The 21,876-nt window shown below is 54.1% G+C and carries 19 protein-coding genes; 8 read left to right on the forward strand and 11 right to left on the reverse strand.

The window, feature by feature from the left end:
- The first annotated feature begins 38 nt into the window (after nucleotides 1-38).
- Nucleotides 39-1,598, forward strand: a complete 1,560-nt coding sequence (locus tag QA596_06215; GenBank protein MDG5767054.1) for a DEAD/DEAH box helicase — start codon at nucleotides 39-41, stop codon at nucleotides 1,596-1,598.
- Between the two features lie 10 nt (nucleotides 1,599-1,608).
- On the opposite strand, the gene QA596_06220 is transcribed toward QA596_06215, so the two are convergent.
- Nucleotides 1,609-3,027, reverse strand: coding sequence for a M20/M25/M40 family metallo-hydrolase (locus QA596_06220; GenBank protein ID MDG5767055.1), 1,419 nt, complete (start codon nucleotides 3,025-3,027; stop codon nucleotides 1,609-1,611).
- A 293-nt stretch (nucleotides 3,028-3,320) separates the two neighbouring features.
- A complete protein-coding gene (gene dinB / locus QA596_06225; protein MDG5767056.1) occupies nucleotides 3,321-4,403 on the reverse strand; it encodes a DNA polymerase IV in 1,083 nt (360 codons plus the stop codon).
- Nucleotides 4,404-4,619: 216 nt separating this feature from the next.
- Here dinB and QA596_06230 point away from each other — a divergent pair, with 216 nt between their 5' ends.
- From QA596_06230 to gltA, 3 genes are all read left to right on the forward strand, one after another.
- Nucleotides 4,620-4,862 carry a hypothetical protein gene (locus QA596_06230; protein MDG5767057.1) on the forward strand — a complete coding sequence of 81 codons (243 nt, stop codon included), beginning with the start codon at nucleotides 4,620-4,622 and terminating at the stop codon, nucleotides 4,860-4,862.
- A 250-nt stretch (nucleotides 4,863-5,112) separates the two neighbouring features.
- On the forward strand, nucleotides 5,113-5,964 hold the full coding sequence (locus tag QA596_06235) for a sulfide/dihydroorotate dehydrogenase-like FAD/NAD-binding protein (protein MDG5767058.1): 852 nt from the start codon (nucleotides 5,113-5,115) through the stop codon (nucleotides 5,962-5,964).
- Nucleotides 5,961-7,436 (forward strand): NADPH-dependent glutamate synthase, encoded by a 1,476-nt coding sequence (gene gltA, locus QA596_06240; GenBank protein ID MDG5767059.1) that lies wholly within the window; start codon nucleotides 5,961-5,963, stop codon nucleotides 7,434-7,436. Before QA596_06235 ends, gltA begins: the two co-directional genes overlap by 4 nt.
- Nucleotides 7,437-7,508: 72 nt before the next feature.
- On the opposite strand, the gene QA596_06245 is transcribed toward gltA, so the two are convergent.
- The 3 genes from QA596_06245 to QA596_06255 all read right to left on the reverse strand — a co-directional run bounded on the left by QA596_06245 (nucleotide 7,509) and on the right by QA596_06255 (nucleotide 10,486).
- Nucleotides 7,509-8,933 carry an NAD(P)(+) transhydrogenase (Re/Si-specific) subunit beta gene (locus tag QA596_06245; protein ID MDG5767060.1) on the reverse strand — a complete coding sequence of 475 codons (1,425 nt, stop codon included), beginning with the start codon at nucleotides 8,931-8,933 and terminating at the stop codon, nucleotides 7,509-7,511.
- Nucleotides 8,930-9,220, reverse strand: a complete 291-nt coding sequence (locus QA596_06250) for an NAD(P) transhydrogenase subunit alpha (GenBank protein ID MDG5767061.1) — start codon at nucleotides 9,218-9,220, stop codon at nucleotides 8,930-8,932. Before QA596_06250 ends, QA596_06245 begins: the two co-directional genes overlap by 4 nt.
- A 144-nt stretch (nucleotides 9,221-9,364) precedes the next feature.
- On the reverse strand, nucleotides 9,365-10,486 hold the full coding sequence (locus QA596_06255; GenBank protein ID MDG5767062.1) for a Re/Si-specific NAD(P)(+) transhydrogenase subunit alpha: 1,122 nt from the start codon (nucleotides 10,484-10,486) through the stop codon (nucleotides 9,365-9,367).
- A 405-nt stretch (nucleotides 10,487-10,891) separates the two neighbouring features.
- On the opposite strand from QA596_06255, the gene trxB reads away from it, so the two are divergent.
- Nucleotides 10,892-11,869: a thioredoxin-disulfide reductase gene (gene trxB / locus QA596_06260; GenBank protein ID MDG5767063.1), complete on the forward strand. Its 978-nt coding sequence runs from the start codon at nucleotides 10,892-10,894 to the stop codon at nucleotides 11,867-11,869.
- Nucleotides 11,870-12,126: 257 nt separating this feature from the next.
- Here trxB and QA596_06265 read toward each other — a convergent pair whose 3' ends face one another.
- A complete protein-coding gene (locus tag QA596_06265; GenBank protein ID MDG5767064.1) occupies nucleotides 12,127-12,519 on the reverse strand; it encodes a DUF4342 domain-containing protein in 393 nt (130 codons plus the stop codon).
- 161 nt (nucleotides 12,520-12,680) lie between these two features.
- Here QA596_06265 and QA596_06270 point away from each other — a divergent pair, with 161 nt between their 5' ends.
- Nucleotides 12,681-14,222: a YifB family Mg chelatase-like AAA ATPase gene (locus QA596_06270; GenBank protein ID MDG5767065.1), complete on the forward strand. Its 1,542-nt coding sequence runs from the start codon at nucleotides 12,681-12,683 to the stop codon at nucleotides 14,220-14,222.
- On the opposite strand, the gene queA is transcribed toward QA596_06270, so the two are convergent.
- On the reverse strand, nucleotides 14,223-15,275 hold the full coding sequence (gene queA, locus QA596_06275; GenBank protein ID MDG5767066.1) for a tRNA preQ1(34) S-adenosylmethionine ribosyltransferase-isomerase QueA: 1,053 nt from the start codon (nucleotides 15,273-15,275) through the stop codon (nucleotides 14,223-14,225).
- A 224-nt stretch (nucleotides 15,276-15,499) separates the two neighbouring features.
- On the opposite strand from queA, the gene QA596_06280 reads away from it, so the two are divergent.
- On the forward strand, nucleotides 15,500-15,805 hold the full coding sequence (locus QA596_06280) for a Dabb family protein (protein ID MDG5767067.1): 306 nt from the start codon (nucleotides 15,500-15,502) through the stop codon (nucleotides 15,803-15,805).
- Nucleotides 15,806-16,107: 302 nt separating this feature from the next.
- On the opposite strand, the gene QA596_06285 is transcribed toward QA596_06280, so the two are convergent.
- The 3 genes from QA596_06285 to xseB form a co-directional block, all read right to left on the reverse strand.
- On the reverse strand, nucleotides 16,108-17,880 hold the full coding sequence (locus QA596_06285) for an MFS transporter (GenBank protein ID MDG5767068.1): 1,773 nt from the start codon (nucleotides 17,878-17,880) through the stop codon (nucleotides 16,108-16,110).
- A 250-nt stretch (nucleotides 17,881-18,130) separates the two neighbouring features.
- The gene (gene dxs, locus QA596_06290; GenBank protein MDG5767069.1) at nucleotides 18,131-20,062 is read right to left on the reverse strand and encodes a 1-deoxy-D-xylulose-5-phosphate synthase; all 1,932 of its coding nucleotides are present in this window, start codon (nucleotides 20,060-20,062) and stop codon (nucleotides 18,131-18,133) included.
- Between the two features lies 1 nt (nucleotide 20,063).
- On the reverse strand, nucleotides 20,064-20,276 hold the full coding sequence (xseB, locus tag QA596_06295) for an exodeoxyribonuclease VII small subunit (GenBank protein ID MDG5767070.1): 213 nt from the start codon (nucleotides 20,274-20,276) through the stop codon (nucleotides 20,064-20,066).
- Between the two features lie 240 nt (nucleotides 20,277-20,516).
- Between xseB and QA596_06300 the strand changes: the two genes are divergently transcribed.
- On the forward strand, nucleotides 20,517-21,122 hold the full coding sequence (locus QA596_06300) for an rRNA adenine N-6-methyltransferase family protein (GenBank protein ID MDG5767071.1): 606 nt from the start codon (nucleotides 20,517-20,519) through the stop codon (nucleotides 21,120-21,122).
- Here QA596_06300 and QA596_06305 read toward each other — a convergent pair.
- Nucleotides 21,119-21,865, reverse strand: a complete 747-nt coding sequence (locus QA596_06305) for a SprT family zinc-dependent metalloprotease (protein ID MDG5767072.1) — start codon at nucleotides 21,863-21,865, stop codon at nucleotides 21,119-21,121. The genes QA596_06300 and QA596_06305 overlap by 4 nt on opposite strands.
- Nucleotides 21,866-21,876: the final 11 nt, after the last annotated feature.

Consider the following 21,876-nt stretch of genomic DNA (forward strand, 5'->3'; position numbering starts at 1 on the left):
CGTGACAAGGAGCGTCTGTACACCAAATAATTACTCTTGTGAATACCCAACTATTTACTGGTCTTGGAATCAGTACGCCCATTTTCAAAGCTATTCAGGAAATGGGATTTGAAGCACCGACGAAAATTCAGGAAGTTGCCATCCCGGTCATACTCACGGGCAGGGACGTTGCCGGCCAGGCACAGACCGGTACCGGGAAAACGGCGGCATTCGCCATTCCCGCTCTTCAGCGAATTGATACATCTTCGAAACATGTTCAGGTTATCGTTATGTGCCCGACCCGCGAGCTGGCGGTTCAGGTGACCGGAGAGTTCATCAAGCTCTCAAAATTCATCAAAGGGGTGCAGGTGACCCCGGTTTACGGCGGGCAGCCCATCCAACGTCAGATACGGATGATCAGGGAAGGAACCCAAATTGTGGTAGGTACCCCCGGCCGGGTCATCGACCATTTGAAACGCGGCACTCTGAAACTCGATCACCTTGAAATGGTGGTGCTGGATGAGGCCGATGAGATGCTGAATATGGGCTTCCGCGATGACATCGAAGAGATCCTGGGTTTTGCCGGCCAGGAGGTGCAGAAGCAAACGATCATGTTTTCGGCAACCATGTCACCGGAGATCAAAAGAATCATGGCCCGGTTCTTTCACGAACCCGAGATGATTCAGGTGAAGGGCAAGACACCGTCGGCTGACGGCATCCGGCAGTTTGTCGTTGAGGCGCGTGACTCCATGCGAACCGAGGGTATCTGTCGCCTGCTGGACCTTCACCAGTACAAATTGGCACTGATATTTTGCAATACGAAACGGACCTGCGACCAGCTTATCGGGGAGATGCAGGCGCGAGGATACTCCAGCGACGCACTTCACGGGGATATGTCACAGGCAGTACGCGACAAAGTCATGAAAAAATTCCGGCAGGGCCGGATCGATGTGCTGATAGCAACCGATGTTGCTGCCCGCGGACTCGATGTCGACAATGTCGATGTGGTTTTTAATTACGACATCCCGCAGGATCCGGAATATTATGTGCACAGGATCGGACGCACCGGTCGGGCCGGTAAAACCGGAGTCGCCTATACGTTTTCAGCCGGCAGAAAAAGCCGGAATATCCGGTATATAGAGAGCAAACTGAAAACCCGAATCGAGGTCATTCCTCTCCCGTCCATCAAGGCTGTAGAAGCCAGCAAGATGGGCGCGCTTCTGGAGGAGGTGCGCTCTACCCTGGAGGCCGGCGGCTTGCGCCCCTTTATCGAAGAGATTGAGGCGATTGCCGCCGACAGGTACGCGCCGGTGGAAGTGGCTGCGGCTCTGCTGAAGCTCAGACAGGGGAATGTCCGGGGCGGAAATTCAGGAGGCAGCCAGGGAGCATCGGTATCCGGAGAACAGGCATCGGAAGCCATTCCGGCAAGCGGCAAGGCCGACGGTGAGATCGCCGATTATCCGGATTCGCCCGGGAAGTCAAAGAAAAAGCATCGCAGGGATGCCGGCTTGAAAAAGGCAAAAAAGAGCAAGAAAAAAGCGAAAAAAGGCGAGCCGTTTTATGCGCCTTTCGTGAAAAAAGGGCAGGCAAAGAAATCCACCCGGCGCCGCAAGCCGTAGACGTATCGGTTTACCAGGGCAGGCGTTCGGGCATATCCGCCAGTATAAAAGCCATTACGGCAACCGCGGCTACGCATTCTGCAACTTCGTCGGGATCGAGTTTGTCGACGGTGTCCTTGGCGGAGTGGTGATACCAGAAATACTTCTCGGTTTCAACATCGAGTCCCATGATGGGCATGCCTTCGCGATGCAAGGGACCAACATCCACCGTTCCGTAAGCGCCTTCCCGGAGGTGCATCTCCCGTAAAGGAGCCATCAACGCACCCACCGGGCGAAGCATTTCCAGCGCTTCCTCCGGACCCTGGAAACCAAAGCCAAGCGGCTTGAACACCCCGAAATCCACCTCAAAGGCAATTTGATGGTGTTCAAACTCGCCGTTTTCGATGACCATGTCGCGGTAGGCGCGTCCGCCCATCACCCCGTTCTCTTCATTGGTCCATAACACAAGGCGGATCGTCCGTTTGGGCTGAAGGTTCAGCTCGTGAATGAGGCGCAGCGCCTCCCAGGTAACGACTACGCCGCCGGCGTCATCCATGGCGCCCTGTCCGATATCCCAGGAATCAATATGTCCGCCGATGACGACAATCTCTTCCGGATATTCGCTCCCGGGAATTTCAGCGATGATGTTGTGCGATAGCGCAGGCTCATCCATGGTTTTTGCTTCCATGTAGAGCGACACGGTGGCGGGATCGTTGCGCTGGTCAAAACGGTGCAGCAGCCCGGCGGCTTCGGCGGAAATGGAGGCAACGGGAATCTCGGGGACATCATCGGAGTATCGGGTGCTGCCGGTGTGGGGATGACCCATGGAGTTGGGAGAAACCGCCCGCAGCAATACCCCGACAGCTCCGTGGGCGGACGCCCGGTCGGCACCGAAAACGCGATACTGAACGGCCTGGCCGTAATCTTCAAAAGGCTGGTTGAATACAACGATGTTGCCGGGAATCTCCGAGCTTCTCTTTTCAAGCTCATCGAAACTGGAAACCACAACGGTTTTGGCGGTCAGTGTATCTCCGCCGGTGCCAACGCTGCCCCCCAGGCCCAGCATCGGCAGATCCATGTGATAGGGCTTGGCAACGGCTGCAAACTCATTCCCCCTAACCCAATGGGGTACAATTACTTCCTGCTTCCAAACCACAGGTATGTCATCCGCTTCAAGTTCGCTGACCGTCCATTCGATAGCCTGCTCAAGCATGGCCGAACCACTCAGCCGGTGGGGAAAATAGTCAGAGAGATAGGCGACCCGCTCAAATGCGCGGTGGGAACCGGTCGCCTCTGTAATGATTCTCGCGGCTGTTTCGCGATACTGCTCAACCAGGTCCGCGCTTTCGGCCTGGGATTTATTACCAGCCAGAGCGGTTTCATTTGGAAGCAGCGTGGATGACAGGGCAACGGCAATTGACAGGAAAATAGCTGGAAGGCGGTGATTCATGATAGATCAAGTGGAATGGTGAAAAGAACGGGGCCAGTACCGGGTGATGCGCCCGAATCGATATATGGACTTTGTGATGGTGAGAAACTGGAGGTTATCATTCGCAAAGAGGCACAATATACAACGGCTGTACAAAAGGGGGAAAAAGAAAGCTTCCGGGGCATAACGCAGATATGTAGGCCGGCTGGAATCGCGTGGCCGTTCTTGCAGCAGTGGGGATATGTGCTTTTGTGTCTGTGCCCGGACATATTATAAAGCGGCACGGCTTGGGAGCCTGGGGAACGCAGAGCAAGTCAGAAGCGAAGCGGTAATGGCAGCTGGTCGCCGCCCTCCCCGCTTCCCTCCCGGATAAAGCCGGACACGGTAACGCCCACCAGGCGCACTTTGCGGGTTCCTGCTTCGGTTTCCCGCAGCAGCATAACGGCAATTTCGGAAATTTCGTCGGCTTCAGAGATGGTGTGCCCAGGAGACATGCTGCGGGTTATGCTTTCAAAATTATCGTAGCGCAGCTTAAGAGTTACGGTTCTTGCCTCCGCCTCCTCCTTTTTCAGCCGGTTTGCCACCCGGTCGCTCAATTCGCCAATAAAATCAGCCAGCCAATCAACAGAAGCGATATCCTCTTCGAATGTTTTTTCCTTGCCGATCGACTTGGGGATGTGTTCGGTCTTGACCGGCCGGTCGTCGACGGCCCGCGCGATGTTATAATAAAACGAACCGACCTTGCCAAAATGGCGGTTAAGGTCCCACTCTGTCCATTGCCGCAGATCGGCACCGGTCCGGATACCCAAACGGTGCATTTTCGCCTCGGTTGCCTTGCCGATTCCGTGAAACTTGCCGATTGGAAGGCCGGCGATAAAGTCAAGCGCCTTGTCGGGCGGGATCAATGCGAGTCCGTCCGGCTTTTTGAGGTCCGATGCAATTTTCGCCAGAAACTTGTTGATGGAGATACCGGCGGAGGCGGTAAGCCCGGTCTGTTCCCGCACTTTCTGTTTGATTTCGCGTGCAATCAGGGTTGCGGATGGGTTATCCGGTTTGTTGAAGGTGACATCGAGGTAGGCTTCATCCAGCGACAGCGGTTCCACCAGATCGGTGTACTGGTGAAAGATGGCGCGGATTTTCGATGACTCTTCCTTGTACACATCAAACCGTGGACGAAGAAACTCCAGATCGGGACACAGCCTCACAGCACGGGCCGCCGGCATGGCCGAGTGAATACCGAACGTGCGCGCCTCGTAACTGGCGGCCGCCACCACTCCCCGGCCCTGCGGTGAACCGCCAACGACCACGGGCTTGCCGCGCAGATGCGGATGATCCCGCTGTTCAACGGATGCAAAAAAAGCATCCATGTCAATATGAATAATTTTTCGAACAGACATTTTTCATTCCGGTTATGATGATACCGGAATTCCTGAATCATTGAATATGGAGATGGAAACGCCCGTATCCGGCCTGTCGGCAAAATGACAACTCTGTCCATAAGCCACTAAAAGACAGTATCAAACACGGCCCGACCTGATGTGAATTATGAAAAAAAAGAGTATCTTGGTTACTGTTCATATATCTTACATATATTACACAATATAAGACACATCATGGCCATTTTTGTAACACTTTTGTTTATCGGGGTTATTACCGGGTGGATCTATAAGGGGTTTGTAGGTGAAGCGGGTCCGTCTCAGGGATACTGCATGGTGTTCGGCGTGACCGGCGCCCTGTCCGGCGGCCTCATCTTTCTGTTTGCCGGTCTCGGCGGTGAGCTTGTAGCCGGACTCCTGGCAGCCATCTTTATTACCATGTCTGCGGATGTGTTGAGCCGTGAAGTAGCTCATGACTGATCCCTCTCGACAGGGATAGACACATGACATTCGGTAACTCGCGGATCCCGTCGCCGGCAGCAGCTATTGATACCTGACGGGACTCCAAATTGAGCCGTGCAATAAGCCGCGGGATTTTGTAACTTATCCGATTGATCCTATTATTTTTTAATCCTTTCAGGATCATGCGTCAGAATAAATCCACTCTATTATTACCGTTGGGTTTACTGTAGAAACTACTATTGAAATTTTTAATGCAGGACACAATTCCATGTATGTTATTCAGAGCAGGAGCCTGCTGGCTCCCGGAATCGCGGAGTTTGTTGTTGAGGCACCTCTGATTGCGAAAAAAAGAAAACCCGGAAATTTTGTCATTGTTCGGCCAACCAAAACCGGGGAGCGGATACCGCTTACCATCGTAACCTCCGATGCCGGTCAGGGAACCATAACTCTGATTGTACAGGCAATCGGCAAAACAACCCGTATGATGCACCAAATGGGTGAAGGGGATGCGTTTGAGGATGTTGTCGGGCCCCTTGGCGAGCCCACTCCGGTTGCGAACTATGGGCGCGTAGTGTGTATCGGCGGAGGGGTAGGAACCGCGGTGATCTATCCGATGGCAAAAGGGCTCAAGGATGCCGGGAACGAGGTCATAAGTATCATTGGGGCCCAGAAAAGCGATATGGTGATTCTCGAAAAAGAGATGGGGGCGGTGTCGGACGAACTGCTGATCACAACGGACGACGGATCCCGCGGTATGAAGGGATTTGTCACCCAGGCGCTTGCCGGGGTAATGGAGCGCGGTGATCAGATCCACGGAATCTACGCCACCGGTCCGCTTCCCATGATGAAGGCTGTCGCCGACCAGACCCGGGCATCCGGTACCCGGACCCTGGTGAGTCTGAACCCTATTATGATGGATGGGACCGGAATGTGCGGCGCTTGCCGGGTAACCGTTGGAGATTCTCTGAAATTCGCCTGTGTGGACGGACCTGAATTTGATGCTCATGCCATCAACTTTGATGAGCTCATTACCCGCAACAGGGCGTACATGAAGCAGGAGTCGGAAGCCCTGAAATCACTGGAATCAGATCAATCATGCAAGGCGGTCAGAGCGTTATGAGCAAAAAGAAAGAAGCCAGGGAAAAGTTCAAAAAAATCATGCCCATGAAGCCCCGGGAGCGGATGCAGATCCCGCGGCATCTGCCTCTTGAGCAGAAACCGGAGTGCCGGATCGAGAACTTCGCCGAGGTATCGAACGGATTTAATGTGGAGCTGGCAGCCGAGGAGGCGCTCCGCTGTCTGGAGTGCAACGATCCGGTGTGCATGCAGGGGTGTCCGGTTAATGTGGATATCCGGTCATTTATCGGAATGGTCTACCAGAAGGACTATCAGGGGGCCATCAACAAAATACGAGAGTCCAACTACCTGCCGGCGATATGCGGGCGTGTTTGTCCGCAGGAAAGCCTGTGCGAAAGTGTCTGCCTGGTAGGGAAGAAAAACGAACCGCTGGCCATCGGCAAGCTGGAGCGTTTTGTTGCCGACTACGAGCTGAAAAACGGAGGATTTACCCCGCCGCAGAAAGCGGAAGCGAAGGGACAGAGCGTGGCGGTCGTCGGATCGGGTCCGGGCGGACTCACCGTGTCGGCCGAGCTGGCACGCATGGGCTATGACGTCACCATTTTTGAGGCACTTCATGAAGCCGGCGGCGTACTCAAGTTCGGTATCCCGGAATTTCGTCTGCCGAAACACATTGTTGACGCCGAAATTGACCGGGTCAAGGCCCTTGGCGTCAAAATAGAGACCAATGTGATCATCGGCCGCACCCTCACCATCGATGAGCTTTTTGATGAGATGGGATTTGAAGCCGTCTATCTCGGGACCGGCGCCGGATCCCCGAGATTCCTGAACATCCCCGGTGAAAACCTGAGCGATGTCTATTCCGCCAGTGAGCTGCTTACCAGGGTCAATTTGATGAAAGCGTACAAGTTTCCGGAATATGACACGCCGCTCAAGCTGGGCAGGCGCGTTGCGGTTATCGGAGGCGGTGATGTGGCGATGGATGCGGTGCGCACGTCCAAGCGGTTTCATCCCGAGAAAACGATTCTGCTGTACCGGCGGTCCAGGGAGGAAATGCCGGCCCGTGCCGAAGAGGTGCATCACGCCGAAGAGGAAGGCATTGAATTCCACTATCTGACCAACCCCGTGCGCATTCATGGTAATGAGGACGGCAGTGTTCGTGCCATTGAGTGTCAGAAAATGGAGCTGGGTGAGCCCGATGAGCAGGGGCGGCGACGGCCGGTGCCGGTAAAGGACTCGAATTTCATGATGGAGGTGGATACCGTCATCGTTGCCATCGGTCAAAGTCCGAATCCCATCATCCAGCAGACCACACCCGGACTGGAGACTTCCAAATGGGGTACCATTATCGTGGATGAGCATGGCGCCACCAGCCGCAAGGGCGTTTTTGCCGGGGGGGATATCTCCCGCGGCGGAGCCACCGTGATTCAGGCGGTTGCCGACGGCAAGCTGGCCTCCCGTTCCATCGACAGCTATCTGGCTTCCGTGAGGGAGGAGCGATCTACAAAAGCGTAAGCCGACTGCCGCCAGGCGGTCCGCAGCGAATGAGCCAAAGATGCCGCCGGATGTCGGGTGGAGTGAAGCAGCCTACAGCTCTTTCAGCGCCTGCAGCAGCCGGGAGAGAGATGCCTTGGCATCACCGAAGAACATATAGCTGTTTTCGCCATAGAAGAGCTGGTTGTCGATTCCTGCAAAGCCGGGGTTCAGGCTTCGCTTGAAAACGACGACCGATCGAGCCTCGTCCACATTCAGAATTGGCATGCCGTAAATCGGACTCCCGGAGTTGTTGCGGGCATCGGGATTCACTACATCATTGGCCCCGATCACAAGTACCACATCCGTTTTTTGAAACTCCTTGTTGATTTCATCCATGTCAAACAGCTGGGGGTAAGGCACATTGGCTTCCGCCAGCAATACGTTCATGTGACCGGGCATGCGGCCGGCAACCGGATGAATTCCGTAGCGGATATCCACGCCTTTTGATTCCAGCACATCGGCGACTTCCCGGATGACATGCTGCGCCTGGGCGACCGCGAGTCCGTAGCCGGGCACAATGACCACCCGTTTGGCATAAGCGGTCATCACCGAAAGGTCTTCGGCGGTAACTTCCTTGACGGATTTGCCAGTCCCGTTGCTGCTTCCGGTCCCGCCGCTGGCATCAGATCCGAAGGCCCCGAAAAGAACGTTTACCAGAGGCCGGTTCATGGCTTTGCACATGATCATGGTGAGGATGAATCCGGCAGCGCCCACCAGTGTTCCACTCACAATCAGCAGGTTGTTGTTCAGGACGAATCCGGTGGCGGACGCGGCCAGACCGGTCAGGGAGTTGAGAAGCGAGATGACCACAGGCATATCGGCGCCTCCGATCGGAAGCACCATGAGAATTCCCAGCAGCAGGGCGATACCGGCGATCACAAGGAAATACGTCGTATTGTCGGCGTCCAGGACAAACAGCACGGCGCACACCAGCACGCCCGCGAAAATAACGGAGTTGACCACCTTGTATCCGGCATAAACCAGCGGACTTCCGCCAATAAGCCCCTTTAGCTTACCGAACGCGATCAGGCTGCCGGTGAACGTGAGTGACCCGATAAACAGGGAAATGACCATCGTCACCAGTTCGTAACCGACAAAGGGGCTTTCGACCATGGAAAGCCGGAAATATTCGCCGCTGGCGACCATCGCGGAGGCGGCGCCTCCAAACCCGTTGAACAGGGATACCAGTTCGGGCATCGAGGTCATTTTAACTCTGCGGGCAAGTACGGCTCCTATCACGGATCCGATCACAATACCGGCCACAATGAATTGGAAGGAGACGATCTCCCGGTCAAAGAGGGTAACGGCCACGCCGATGAACATACCCAGCGAGGCGAGCAGGTTTCCGGAGCGGGCGGTAGCCGGCGAGCTCAGGCGCTTCACACCCAGGATGAACAGCACCGAGGCAAGCAGGTAGGCCAGCTGAATGGTATTCGGGATATAGCCGGAGAGGGCTTCAGGTACCAGTGGATTCATTGTTCATCCCCCTTCTTTTTAAACATTTCCAGCATGCGGTCGGTGACCATGAACCCGCCGACAACGTTAATGGTGGCAAAGATGATGGCCAGAAAGCCGATATAGCAGGTGATGTTGCAGACAACATGGCTGGCAACCAGCAACGCTCCGACCAGTGTGATGCCGGAGATGGCATTGGCCCCGGACATCAACGGCGTGTGCAGGGTCGGAGGCACCTTGGAGATCACCTCGAAACCGACGAAAGCCGCCAGTATAAAGATGAAGAGGTTTACAATGAGTGTTTCCATGAAGGTTTGTGATGTTTTGTGATATATCCCAATGCGGTTGTAACCGGAATCCGCCTGCTGTCGATGGCTGCGGTGAAAAACCTGAAAACGTCCACAGTTTGTGGCGGAAAGTGAATCCCCAGATCCCCAGGGAGACGGGGTTCGCTATACAAGCAGAGAGCTGACTACCTTGCCCTGATGGGTGATGGTCGCCTGACCGGTGATTTCGTCATCGAAGTCCAGATGGAGCTCGCCGTCTTTTACAAGATGCATGAGAAGCGCCTGGATGGTTTTGGCGTAGAGCTGTGAGGCGTGAATGGGCATGGCCGCGGGGAGGTTCAGCGGTCCCCGAATAATCACCCCGTTGTCGGAAAAGAAGTCTTCGCCGGGCCTGGTGATTTCACAGTTCCCCCCCTGCTCCGCCGCAAGATCTACGATGACGGCACCGGGCTGCATGTCCGCTACCATCTCGGCTGTGATGAGCGTTGGTGCAGGCTTGCCCGGAACAAGGGCAGTGGTAATGACCAGGTCGGTTTTTTGGATATGCTTGTGGAGCATTTCCCGCTGCTTATTCTGGGCTTCCCGGCTGATCTCCTTCGCATATCCTCCCCTGGTCTCTGTATCCTTCTCTTCCAGGGGGATGTCGATAAATGTAGCGCCGAGACTTTCGACCTGCTCCTTGACGGCGGGCCTTACGTCAAACGCTTCAACCACGGCTCCCAGGCGACGGGCTGTGGCAATGGCCTGGAGTCCGGCTACCCCGGCTCCCAATACCAGGACCTTCGCCGGGGCAATGGTCCCAGCAGCCGTAACCAGCATGGGCAAATACTTTCCCAGGGCATTGGCTCCCAGCAGAACCGCCTTGTACCCGGCAATGGAACTCATGGCGCTGAGCGCATCCATCTTTTGCGCACGGCTGATTCTGGGCAGGGCTTCCATGCCCACGGCGGTTATTTCGGCTTCCTGCAGTTTTTCAACCAGCGCCTGATCGGACAGTGCCCACAGTAGCGCAATTAAAACGGTGCCCGGCTTCATCAGGGCGATCTCCTCCTCATCCGGCTTCCGGACTTTCAGTACGACATTCGCACCGCTAAAGAGGTCCTCTTTGCCGGCTATCACTTTGGCACCCGCCTTTTCATAATCGGCATCGGTAAAAGAGGACTGCATTCCGGCCCCTTTTTCGATGGCCACTTCCAGTCCGTCTGATACAATGTTTGATACAACAGACGGGGTTAGGGCGACCCTGGTTTCCCCGTCGGCCGTCTCTTTTGGAACGGCAATTTTCACAGCCTTTACTCCTCACAGATAGAGTTCATAAAAAGTTGCACCAAACATACTTAAATGTTTACTAATAGAAAAGGTTCATGTTGATGCGCCTGGAACGGATATTCTGTTGATTATTAACAAGTTCCCCAAAAACGGAAAAGCGTTTTTCCCGTATCTGGAAGGTGTTGATAATGGCGGGAAACATATATATATTTGTATATATAAAACAGGGCAGCGGTTCATTCGAAAAAGAAAAATCAAAGTGATACCTTTTCCTGTGGAGCCAGATTGCTGAATCGGCCGGTTTTTCGGGTTGCGGTTATCCGGGGCCGGGCGGCCGGTTGGTTTGGTTACGCGGAGCCGGGTGGATGCGGATGAATGGCTGCCAAAACACAACATAATGCACGACATTTGAAGAGCAGACATATGGAAGATATAGCAGGAAAAACAATGGAAGTGGTGATCGTGGGTAGCGGTCCGGCCGGACTCACAGCCGCTTTGTACGCCGCCAGGGCGGATCTGAAGCCGCTTGTACTGGAGGGACCGGAACCGGGCGGGCAGCTGACCACTACAACCGATGTCGAGAATTTTCCCGGATATCCCGAAGGGGTGATGGGTCCCAAAATGATGGATGACTTCCGGCAGCAGGCATCGCGTTTTGGCGCCGACTGCCGCTGGGGTACAGTGAGCTCCATCGATTTTGAGAAACGGCCGTTCAGGGTGACAATCGATGAAAAAACCGACGTTTTCGCAAAAGCCCTGATCGTGTCTACCGGGGCATCCGCCCGGTGGCTGGGTCTGGATAGCGAACAGCGATTGCGCGGCCACGGTGTGTCTGCGTGCGCAACCTGCGACGGAGCCTTTTTCCGGAATCAACATGTGGTGATTGTCGGAGGCGGCGATACCGCAATGGAAGAGGCGCAATTTTTAACAAAGTTCGCATCCAAAGTAACGTTACTGCACCGCCGCGATGAGCTGCGGGCCTCCAAAATCATGCAGAAGCGCACCCTGTCCAACCCGAAGGTGGAGGTGATGTGGAATACGGTACTGGACGAAGTAATGGGTGACAAGGTTGTGGAGGGCGTCAAAGTGAAGAATGTAAATACAGGTGAGGTTTCTGTGCTGGAGGATGTTACAGGCGTCTTTCTTGCCATCGGGCACAAGCCGAACACGGATCTGTTTAAGGGAGTGCTTGATATGGACGAAACCGGATACATTCAGACCCGCCCCAAAAGCACTTACACCAATGTTCCGGGAATTTTTGCCTGCGGCGATGCCCAGGACAAGGACTACAGACAGGCGGTTACCGCAGCGGGAACCGGATGTATGGCCGCCATAGATGCCGAACGCTGGCTTGCGGATCAGGAGGAAGAAGCAAAAGAGACCGCCGGAGCCTCCTCGTAGGGGCCTTTTGGCGGTACAGCGCGTGCCGGTTTGCGCAACTTCCCGGTTGCGTTGTGCCCTGTCGTAAGGGTGTCCGGCGGCAAAAATTGCGGTTTTTTTCGGCCTTTGGATGAACGCGCCCGTTTTTCCGGCAGTTCGTCTGTCGCAGGGGTCTCATCGCGCGAAATCCGGGATGAGTTGCGCCCGGTTGCAGTGGCGCTTAGTTACAGGTGATTGAAACGAGGAGGGGTTGGCTGAAAAAAAAGCCCACTTGCGGTCTAATCACCCTGCGGGTCAATGATTTCGAAATCGGTTTCAATTTCAAAAGGGTCATTGCCGGTACCGGATCTGTGCCGAAAGCGCTCCGGGTCAGGGTTGTCCGACAGCTCGTTTTCAATGAGTCGGTAGCGCCTGCCGGAAGAACGTTCAACGACTATCCGGGCATCCCGGGCAAAAAAGGCAAAAGCGGCAATCGAAGAGAGAATCGGTGCCAGGGCAAAAGCGCCGCCGACACCAACCATGCCGACTGAAAGAGGGATATCGAACAAGATTTCATCCCGGCTGTTTTTAATGACCAGCCGGCGGACATTGCCCTCACGAAGGATGTCACGGACCCGGTCGACCAGCTCCCTGCCGGAAACGCGGAATTCCTGAACAAGATCATGTGCCATGTTGCGACTCCTGTGTGGTTAGGTGATGGGCTGATAATCGAATGTGAAGTGGTTTTGTAATTTCGGGTACCGATACGTCCGAAGGGGTTCGTTTTTGTGATTCCGTTTGTAAGAGACCGCCGGCCTGTTTCTCTGTTACGGTAAAAACGGAGGAAAGATACATGCTGGCGCATGCCTATTGTGCCTCTACCTTTGGGGTTGATGCGCATCTTATTGATGTGGAAACCAATAACGTGAATGGCCTGCCGCAATATTTTCTGGTTGGACTTCCGGACAGGGCGGTTAGCGAATCACGTGACCGGATTGAGGCTGCCATTCGAAACTGCGGGTTTGAAATGCCCCGGGGGCGCATAACGGTTAATCTTGCTCCTGCCAATCTGCCGAAGGAGGGCAGCTCATTTGACCTTCCCATTGCCGTTGGCTTGCTGGCCATGTCGCGCCAGATCAGTTCGGCCAAACTCAGCGACTCGCTGATACTCGGGGAGTTGTCGCTGGAAGGTACGCTGCGGCCGGTCAAGGGTGTCTTGCCGGTGACAATCGAGGCCAAAAACCGCGGTTTGCAAAACGTGTTAATTCCGAAAGCCAATGCAAGGGAAGCAGCCGTTATATCCGGTGTAGATGTGTACGGGTTTGATCATCTTTCGGATGTGATAAAATGGCTCAATGGCCAGTCCGGGGAAAGTGTTCCGGTAAGGGTGGATGTCAAGGCGCTGTTCAGGGAGGCGGACGGGGAGAATACGCTGGATTTCCGGGATGTGCGGGGGCAGGAGAACGTTCGAAGAGGAATGGAAGTGGCGGCCGCCGGCGGCCATAACATTATCATGATTGGTCCACCGGGTTCGGGTAAAACCATGATCGCCCGAAGGCTGGGGTCCATACTGCCTCCTCTATCGGTAGATGAGGCGCTGGAAACAACCCGGATCCATTCCGTTGCAGGCCTGCTTTCGCGCGGCTCCTCTCTGGTGGTGCGTCGCCCGTTTCGCTCGCCGCATCATACCATTTCGGATGTGGCCCTGGTCGGGGGCGGAGGCATCCCGAAACCCGGTGAAATATCGCTTGCCCATAATGGTGTCCTTTTTCTGGATGAACTGCCGGAATTCCGGAAAAATGTGCTTGAGGTATTGCGGCAGCCCCTGGAGGATGGGTATGTGACGCTTTCCAGGGCACGAATGAGTATCAGCTACCCCTCCCGGTTCATGCTAATCGCATCCATGAATCCGTCACCGGGCGGTGACTGGTTTGACCCGGACAACCCGGGAAGCATCCGCCCGGAAGATGTACAAAAATATATGGGCAGGGTGAGCGGGCCCTTGATGGATCGCATCGATCTTCACGTGGAGGTCAACAAGGTAAACTACGAGGAGCTTTCATCCAGGGATAGCGCAGAGAGCTCCGCTTCAATCCGTCTCCGGGTCATTGAAGCAAGAAAAAGGCAGGATAACCGCCTGAAGAACCATCCCGGGATTCATAACAATGCACAGATGCCAACGCGGCTGGTCAGGCGTTTCTGCGAACCGGATGCCGCCGGCCTTGGACTTTTGAAAAAAGCGATGTCAAAGCTCGGGCTTTCCGCCCGGGCCTATGACAGGATTCTGAAAGTCTCCCGAACCATAGCCGACCTGGAGGCGTCGGATGACATCCGGTCGCATCATGTGGCCGAGGCGGTGCAATACCGATCCCTTGACCGTTATCAGATGCGCTGATCAAAGCAGCAGCATGGCATCCCCAAAAGAATAAAACCGGTATTTTTGCCGGATGGCGTGGGAGTAGATTCTATGCATTTCATCCACGCCGACAAAGGCGGAGATCATCATCAGCAGGGTGCTTTTCGGCAGGTGAAAGTTGGTGATGAGTGCATCTACGGCCTGGAACCGGTATCCCGGGGTGATGAATATGTCCGTTTCCCCTTCCGTGGCAGCGAAGTTGCGGAAGCGTTGGTGCGACCCGGTACCCTGAAGAGGAGCCTTGCCGGCAGATTCACTGGCTACGGATTCCAGTACCCTGGCACTGGTAGTACCCACGGCAATAATGCGCTCCGCACTGCGAAGTCTGCCCGCCGCATCACCGGAGATGCGGTACCATTCGGAATGCATGATGTGCTCATCCAGCCGGTTCGTCTTCACGGGGGCAAAGGTGCCGAGACCGACATGAAGCGTTATTTCGGCAATGTCAATGGACTTGCCGGAGAGAGCATCAAACACGCGATCTGTAAAATGGAGTCCGGCTGTTGGAGCGGCTTTGCTTCCGTCATCACGGGCAAAAATAGTCTGGTAACGCTCGGCGAGCTTTTCGTCGGGGCGGATGTAGGGGGGAAACGGGGTGTGACGATGGCTATCCAGCTGCGTTGAGTCGATGGGGACATTCAGCCGGATCGTTCGCTGGCCATCATCCGTTACAGAAAGGACTTCCGCCTGGACATTGGTTTCTGTCAGAGAGATTGAGCGGCCGGTTTTGAATATTTTGCCGGGCCTGACCAGAGCCTCTACGGTGTACGGATCTATCACACGGGTGATGAAAATCTCTCGTTTGCCAAACAGGAGGCGCGCTTTTTCCACCCGGGAGTTATTCAGGGTAAGGACGGACCCGCCGGGAAGATAATCCGGAAGCCGGTGAAAAACATCGTCTGTGATGGATTGGTCGCTGCGGTTGTATACCAGCAGCCGGGCATGGTCTCTTGGTTCAGCAGGCTCCTGGGCAATCAGGGACTCCGGAAGGTCGTAATCAAAATCGGACAGGTGGTAGGTTTGTTTGCTCATTTGAGAATTGATTCGGTATGTAAAACCCGGGATACGGTCGCCCGAAAGATAGAAAATTGTACTATTTTACGTTGCCAAAGTGCACAGGAGCCGGACTTGTGGAATAATTGCAACGTAGCATCTTTTCGATGCTGCGAGGGTGCTTGGATTCTGAGCGACAAGGCGGTATCCACAGCGAACGAACCCGGCTCGATAACCGGAATCATTTACAACAGGATTTACTCATGATATTACATTCGGTCTTTTTTTACCTCAAGGACAGTTGCCCGGCAGAGACGGCGAGCAACATGAAGGCAGATATTGAAACCCGGCTTACAAACATTGAGCAGGTCAACGACATATGGGCCGGAGCTCCGGAAGGGGTAGACCGTGACGTGGTTGATAACGAGTATCACATGAGTCTGCACGTGTTTTTTGAGGATATAAAGGCGTTGCAGGCATACCAGGTGGATCCGGGACATGTAGAGTTTGTTGAAACCTACAAGCCCTATTTTGAGCGCATTAAAGTTTTTGACACACGGGTAGGTTGAAAACCTGAAACCGGTCAGGAGACCATGGAGCGCCACCTGCATGCTGTTATGGCAACAATCACACCCCGGCCGGATTCACCACCGCCAGACAGGAACCGAGGCGTGACACCCGCGTGCCGACACGGGCCGGCTGGAACAAGGGGGATGTGTAATTATTCCTTGGGCAATGGCAATCACTCTAACCAGGCAACCGGTGGTGGTGCTATATATCCCGAGATGCCGCCGGTGTCCGGAATCCACAGGAGTCCGGTCGATCCGGCCGAGGTCGAGAAAGCAGAAATAATGATACGCCTGCAATACCGTCAGGAAGCGGCGGTATTGCTGTCCGGGTCATCCACATCATCTACAAACAGCGTGATGACGGCAGCAAAAACCCAGGTTGCGGCACCCAGCATGAGTGCGTAAATCGCCTGGCCGTCGAACAGGTTTGCAACGATGAATCCGAGTACAGCGGCTGCCAGCATCTGCGGGAGCACGATGAAGAAATTGAAGATACCCATGTAGATGCCCATTTTCTTTGCCGGAAGCGCCCCGGCCAAAATGGCATACGGCATGGCCAGAATACTCGCCCATGCAATGCCGACACCAATCATGGAGGCCAGAATCCAGGTCGGATTAGGCACATAGTAGACCGATAGTAGTCCGATGGCACCGAGAACAAGTGCCAGGGAGTGAGTGATCTTGCGGTTGGTAAATCGGGCCAGAACGGGGAGCAGGAAGGCTATCAGTGCTGCAAAACCATTATAGACGGCAAAAGCGATGCCTACCCAGTCGGCACCGGTGTTGTACTCCTGCTGGATGTAGAGCAATTTGTCACGCATCTCGTCACTCATACCGGCCTCATCTCCCTGGCCCAGAAAGAAGTTCACAACGCGCATACTGGCGACAACCTCATCCGCACCTTCATCGATCGCTTGCTGAAACTCTTCCAGATCACGGTTCACCCTGGGAAGCCGGCTGTGCCAGTCGGCTTCGGTATAGGCCTCCATTTCGCCGGCCATGGTAACAAGTGCGGCCACTTCGGGTTGATCGAGCTTCATGTCGTAGTGGTGGCTCGTAACCCCTGACGTCGTATAAATCCACATGGTAAACAGAGCAAACCATGAAAAGAACTGAACTACCGAAAGTTGTTTCATGGTGCGCGGCATGCTGTAAAGGTCATCCATAACAACTACCAGCCCGTGTTCCCCGGATCCCGACTCCTGAATGCGTGTTGCAATCATCAAAAGTAGTCCGAGCAGCAGGAAGCCCCCCGTGACGATATACAACTCCTCCGCCCAGCCCTGCCAGTAGACCAGTAGTGTCAATGCAATCCCGGAGAAGAAAAACGCGGGCCCGTGCTTTCTCTTCTTTTCAGCCCGCTCTATTGCGGATTGGGAATCGCGTTCTCTCTGTACCTTCGCCGCTTCGGAATCTTCGGGGGGTTCGGCATCATCAAATGACTCAAGCTCTTCCGGACTGTATTCCCGTGTTTTCAGAACGGTTACCAGAATGGTAAGGATAAAAACGGCTGCTCCGATATAAAATGACCATTTGACAGAGTCGGGAATGACCCCTTCCGGCGCCACGTTGGAGACACCGACCCAGTTGGTCAGGGCGTAGGGGAGTCCGGAAGCAATTACGGCACCCGTGCCAATGAAAAAGCTTTGCATGGCAAAGCCTTTGGTGCGCTGTTCTGATGGCAGCATGTCACCAACAAAAGCCCGGAAGGGCTCCATCGAGATATTGATGGAGGCATCCATGATCCACAGCATACCGGCCGCCACCCATAGAAAGGGGGAGTTGGGCATGATGATAAGTGCCAGCGATGCAAATATGGCACCAATGAGAAAATAGGGCCTGCGTCTTCCAAATCGGTTCCAGGTGTTGTCGCTCAGATAGCCAACGATAGGCTGTACGATCAGACCTGTTACCGGAGCGGCAATCCACAAAATGGGAATGGTTTCGACATCGGCACCAAGAGTTTCAAAAATTCGGCTGACATTGGCGTTTTGAAGCGCGAATCCAAACTGAATTCCAAGAAAACCGAAACTCATGTTCCAGATTTGGAAAAAAGACAGGCGGGGTTTCTTCATCGATCTGATTTTGTTGGCTGTTGCAGTAGAATGAAAATGTAAGGGCTTTCATTTGCCTTTGGAGAAGGTAGGGAACTTTAATTCGAAAAAAAATACCCGCACAAAAGAAGGTTCGGACGCAGGTTTGGGAAGGCCATGCGGGGACGAAACATGCGGCGAATGGAGCCTGGAAGATGGAAGCTGACCGACGGATGCCGGCAATCGAACGAAGCGCAGAATGTCTCCGATTTCAAGAAAAACCCTATCAGCGCTAATCCCGAGGAGTGGAAATGCGCGTTTCCAGAAGTTCTATCGCCTGACGGGCGAGGCCTTTCGGATCCAGCCCCATTTCTGCATGCAGCTCCAGCTGGGTGCCGTGTTCGATGACATCATCCGGAACCCCCAGGATTTTCAGAATCGGCCGCTTCTCCTGTTCCATATAATACTCCGCCACAGCCGAACCGAATCCGCCATATTTGGCGGCATCTTCGATGGTAATCACAATGTCGTAACTCCGGGAGGCCCGGTCCAGAAGATCGGTGTCGAGAGGTTTGGCGAAGCGCATATCGTAATGGCCGGCCGATACTCCGGTTTTTTCCAGAAGGCGGATGGCTTCAGGGACATAGTTGCCGATGGTGCCATAACTCATGAAAAGAATGTCGCTGCCTTCTTTCAGGATGTTTCCGGTGCCGGGCCGGATAAGCTCAAATTCACCCTCCAGGGAAATTCCGGTGCCGGAGCCTCTGGGGTAGCGAATGGCGAAAGCTCCATCTTCATAACGTGAAGCGGTGTACATCAGGTTACGCAGGTCCCGCTCGTTCATGGGCGCGGATACAACCATGTTGGGAAGACATCGCAGATAGGCGATATCATACAGGCCGTGGTGTGTTGGGCCGTCGGCGCCGGCGACACCAGCCCGGTCCATGCAAAATACCACCGGGAGTTTTTGAATCGCCACGTCATGAACGACCTGGTCAAATCCCCGCTGCAGAAAGGTTGAATAGATGGCAACGAAAGGCTTCACGCCCCGGGTTGCCAATCCGCCGGCAAAAGTGATGGCATGCTGCTCCGCGATTCCGACATCAAATGCGCGATCCGGAAACCGCTCCATCATTTTGAGCATACTGGTACCGCTGGGCATGGCGGCGGTTATACCGACCAGGCGTTCGTCCTTTTCCGCCAGTTCAATCAGGGTATCGGCAAACACATCCTGGTACTTCGGTGCGGGTGTCGCGGCCGGAGCATGGACGAGCGAATGACCGGTGACTTTGTCGAACGGGCTGCCCGATGCGTGCCATTTCACCTGGTCGCGTTCGGCGGGGGCAAAACCCTTGCCCTTGACGGTTACGATATGCAGCAGTTTGGGTCCACCAACTTTTTTCAGATCGTTGAGCTGACGAACCAGGTTCTTGACATTGTGCCCGTCAACAGGGCCGTAATACTTGAAGCCCAGGGATCGGAACAGGGACCCGGGAGTAAGAGCTGAGGTCAGAGCCGCTTCCATTCGGGAGGCGATTTTCCTCATTTTTTCACCGGCGCCTTTGAAATAGCCCAGCATATCGTACAGATCATCCCGCATCCGGTTGAACGTCTTGGTCGTGGTGATGTCTGCCAGATATTCATTCAGAGCCCCAACATTGGGGTCGATTGACATCCTGTTATCATTCAGGATGACAAGGATATCGCTGTTTTGCACACCGGCATTATTCATTCCCTCAAATGCCAGTCCGGCGGTCATGGCACCGTCACCGATCACGGCAACAACCTGGTTCTCGTCCCGTTTCAGGTCACGGGCAACCGACATGCCCAGTGCCGCAGAGATGGAGGTGCTTGAATGGCCAACTCCAAAAGCATCATAAGGGCTTTCCGAGCGCTTGGGAAAACCGGAGAGCCCGTCGTGTTTTCGGTTGGTGTGGAAAATGTCCCGGCGCCCGGTCAGGATTTTATGGCCATACGCCTGGTGACCGACATCCCAGATCAGTTGATCTTCAGGCGTTTCATAGGCATAATGAAGAGCGGTGGTCAGTTCCACAACACCGAGGCTGGCGCCGAAATGACCTCCGTGAACCGACACGATATCTACAATAAAGTTGCGGAGCTCCTGACAAACCTGGGGTAGTTCATCAGGGGACAGCTTTTTCAGGTCATCCGGACTGTTGATGGTTGATAGAAGGGGTCCGGGTTGTACTGCGCGTTGCTCCATATCATTCCGTATCTTTGCTGGAAACCTGTTCGATGCGCAATTCCGCTTCTTCAAGTTTCTTTGAACACATTTTGGATAATTTCATGCCTTCTTCGTAGAGGTCGATGGCCTTTTCAAGCGGCACATCGTCAGATTCGAGTTCTTTCAGTACTGTTGATAACCTCTCTAAAGCATGTTCAAAATCGAATCGTTCCTTATCCCCGGAGTTATCCATGGCGTTATCAGGTGTGTGAAAAATTTCTGCGATTAAAATAACCAAAAAAAGCGTACAAAGAAGTCGCAATTCGGAACCGGGGTATTGTGCAGATGGTTCGCTTTTTTAGTATAATGCCAACTTAGCTGTCCGCTGAGGTATTATTTACGGCAGGTTGGACACGGTCAAATAATTCGGCTACCCTTGCTACACCAACATATTCTACATTTTATCCGAGACTGGAAAGAAACGGGAGCGGTGATGCCGAGCTCGAAATATCTGGCGCGGGATGCTGTTCGCCGTATCGTTGATCGATTGAAAGAGGAGAACCGGGAACCTGTTTCGATACTGGAACTGGGGCCGGGTACCGGTGCTTTTACCGAACGGATTTTGCCGCGGCTGGCGGAGAAGGATCGCCTGGACACAGTGGAGCTCAACGCCTACTTTTGCAAAATCCTTAGGAGGCGATTTCGGGATAATCCCAAATTTCGGCTTCATCACACAGACTTTCTCTCCTACGAATCCGACCGTCATTACGATTTCGTCATTTCAAGTCTGCCGTATGAAAGCATCCCGTCCCGGGTTACACGGATGATGTGGGAGCAGAAGCTGGATTTTTGCAAACCCGGCGCCTATATCATTTACTACAAGTATGTCAATTTCAATCACTTCAGAAGCCGGTACGAAAAACACCTTGTCCGAAGTTATTGTGAGGATAAAAAGCTGGTTTTTCTGAATATGCCGCCGGCTCAGCTGCTGACGCTCCGCATCGGGGAATCCCGAAATGGAATTAACGGAACAGTGCAAAAACAGATCGGCAGCGAGTCAACGGGGAAGAATGGTGCCAACGGAGCACACAGCGTTTAGAAATCGGAAAAGATTTCGTCCGAGTTCTTCTTTATCCACTTTTTTGCCGCCAGAACATCAGGATAGAACGTTTCAACACAGCGCCAGAAGTCACGGCTGTGATTGAAATGGCGCAAATGGCATAATTCATGGATAATAATGTAGTCCTTAATGGCAGCCGGACACTTTATCAGTCTCCAGTTCAGGGAAATCGTACCGCGCGCCGAGCAGCTCCCCCATTTTGTTTTTTGATTTCTGATGGAGATCCTGGACGGCTGGAAAGGAAGCCGGTTGCTCCAGTAGGCGACCCTGTCCGGTATTTCTTCAACGGCTGTATTACGATAAAACGCCATTACAAGCTCTGGTGACGGAAAGGGGCCGCACCTGTCTTGTGAAGAGCCGTTTCCGGATTCGTGGCGGTAAATGATGTCCTGCCCGTTTTCTACCAGGACGGGTTTACGGAGTTTGTGTACCGGAACGACACGAACCGGTTTTCGATCACCCCGCAGCAACAGCGTCCCCCTGTACCTATCTCTCAACTCATCCAGCATCTGCCGCCGCTGTAATTGCCGGCTCCAGTTTTTGTAAATCCAGCCGCTTTTCTCCTGCACAAACCCGAGCAGCCTTTTTTTTGAGACCGTAGAAGGCCCCGAAACGATGATCCCGTCTTTTCGCACCCGAATTCTCATGGTGCGCTGTCGCTTGCGCCGAATAATGGTGACCGGCGGCAACTCGGACGGATCTGTGAACTTCTGCGTGTGCATGAGTAACTGCG

The sequence above is a fragment of the Balneolales bacterium ANBcel1 genome, assembly GCA_029688905.1.
Classification (GTDB): Bacteria; Bacteroidota; Rhodothermia; order Balneolales; family Natronogracilivirgulaceae; genus SLLW01.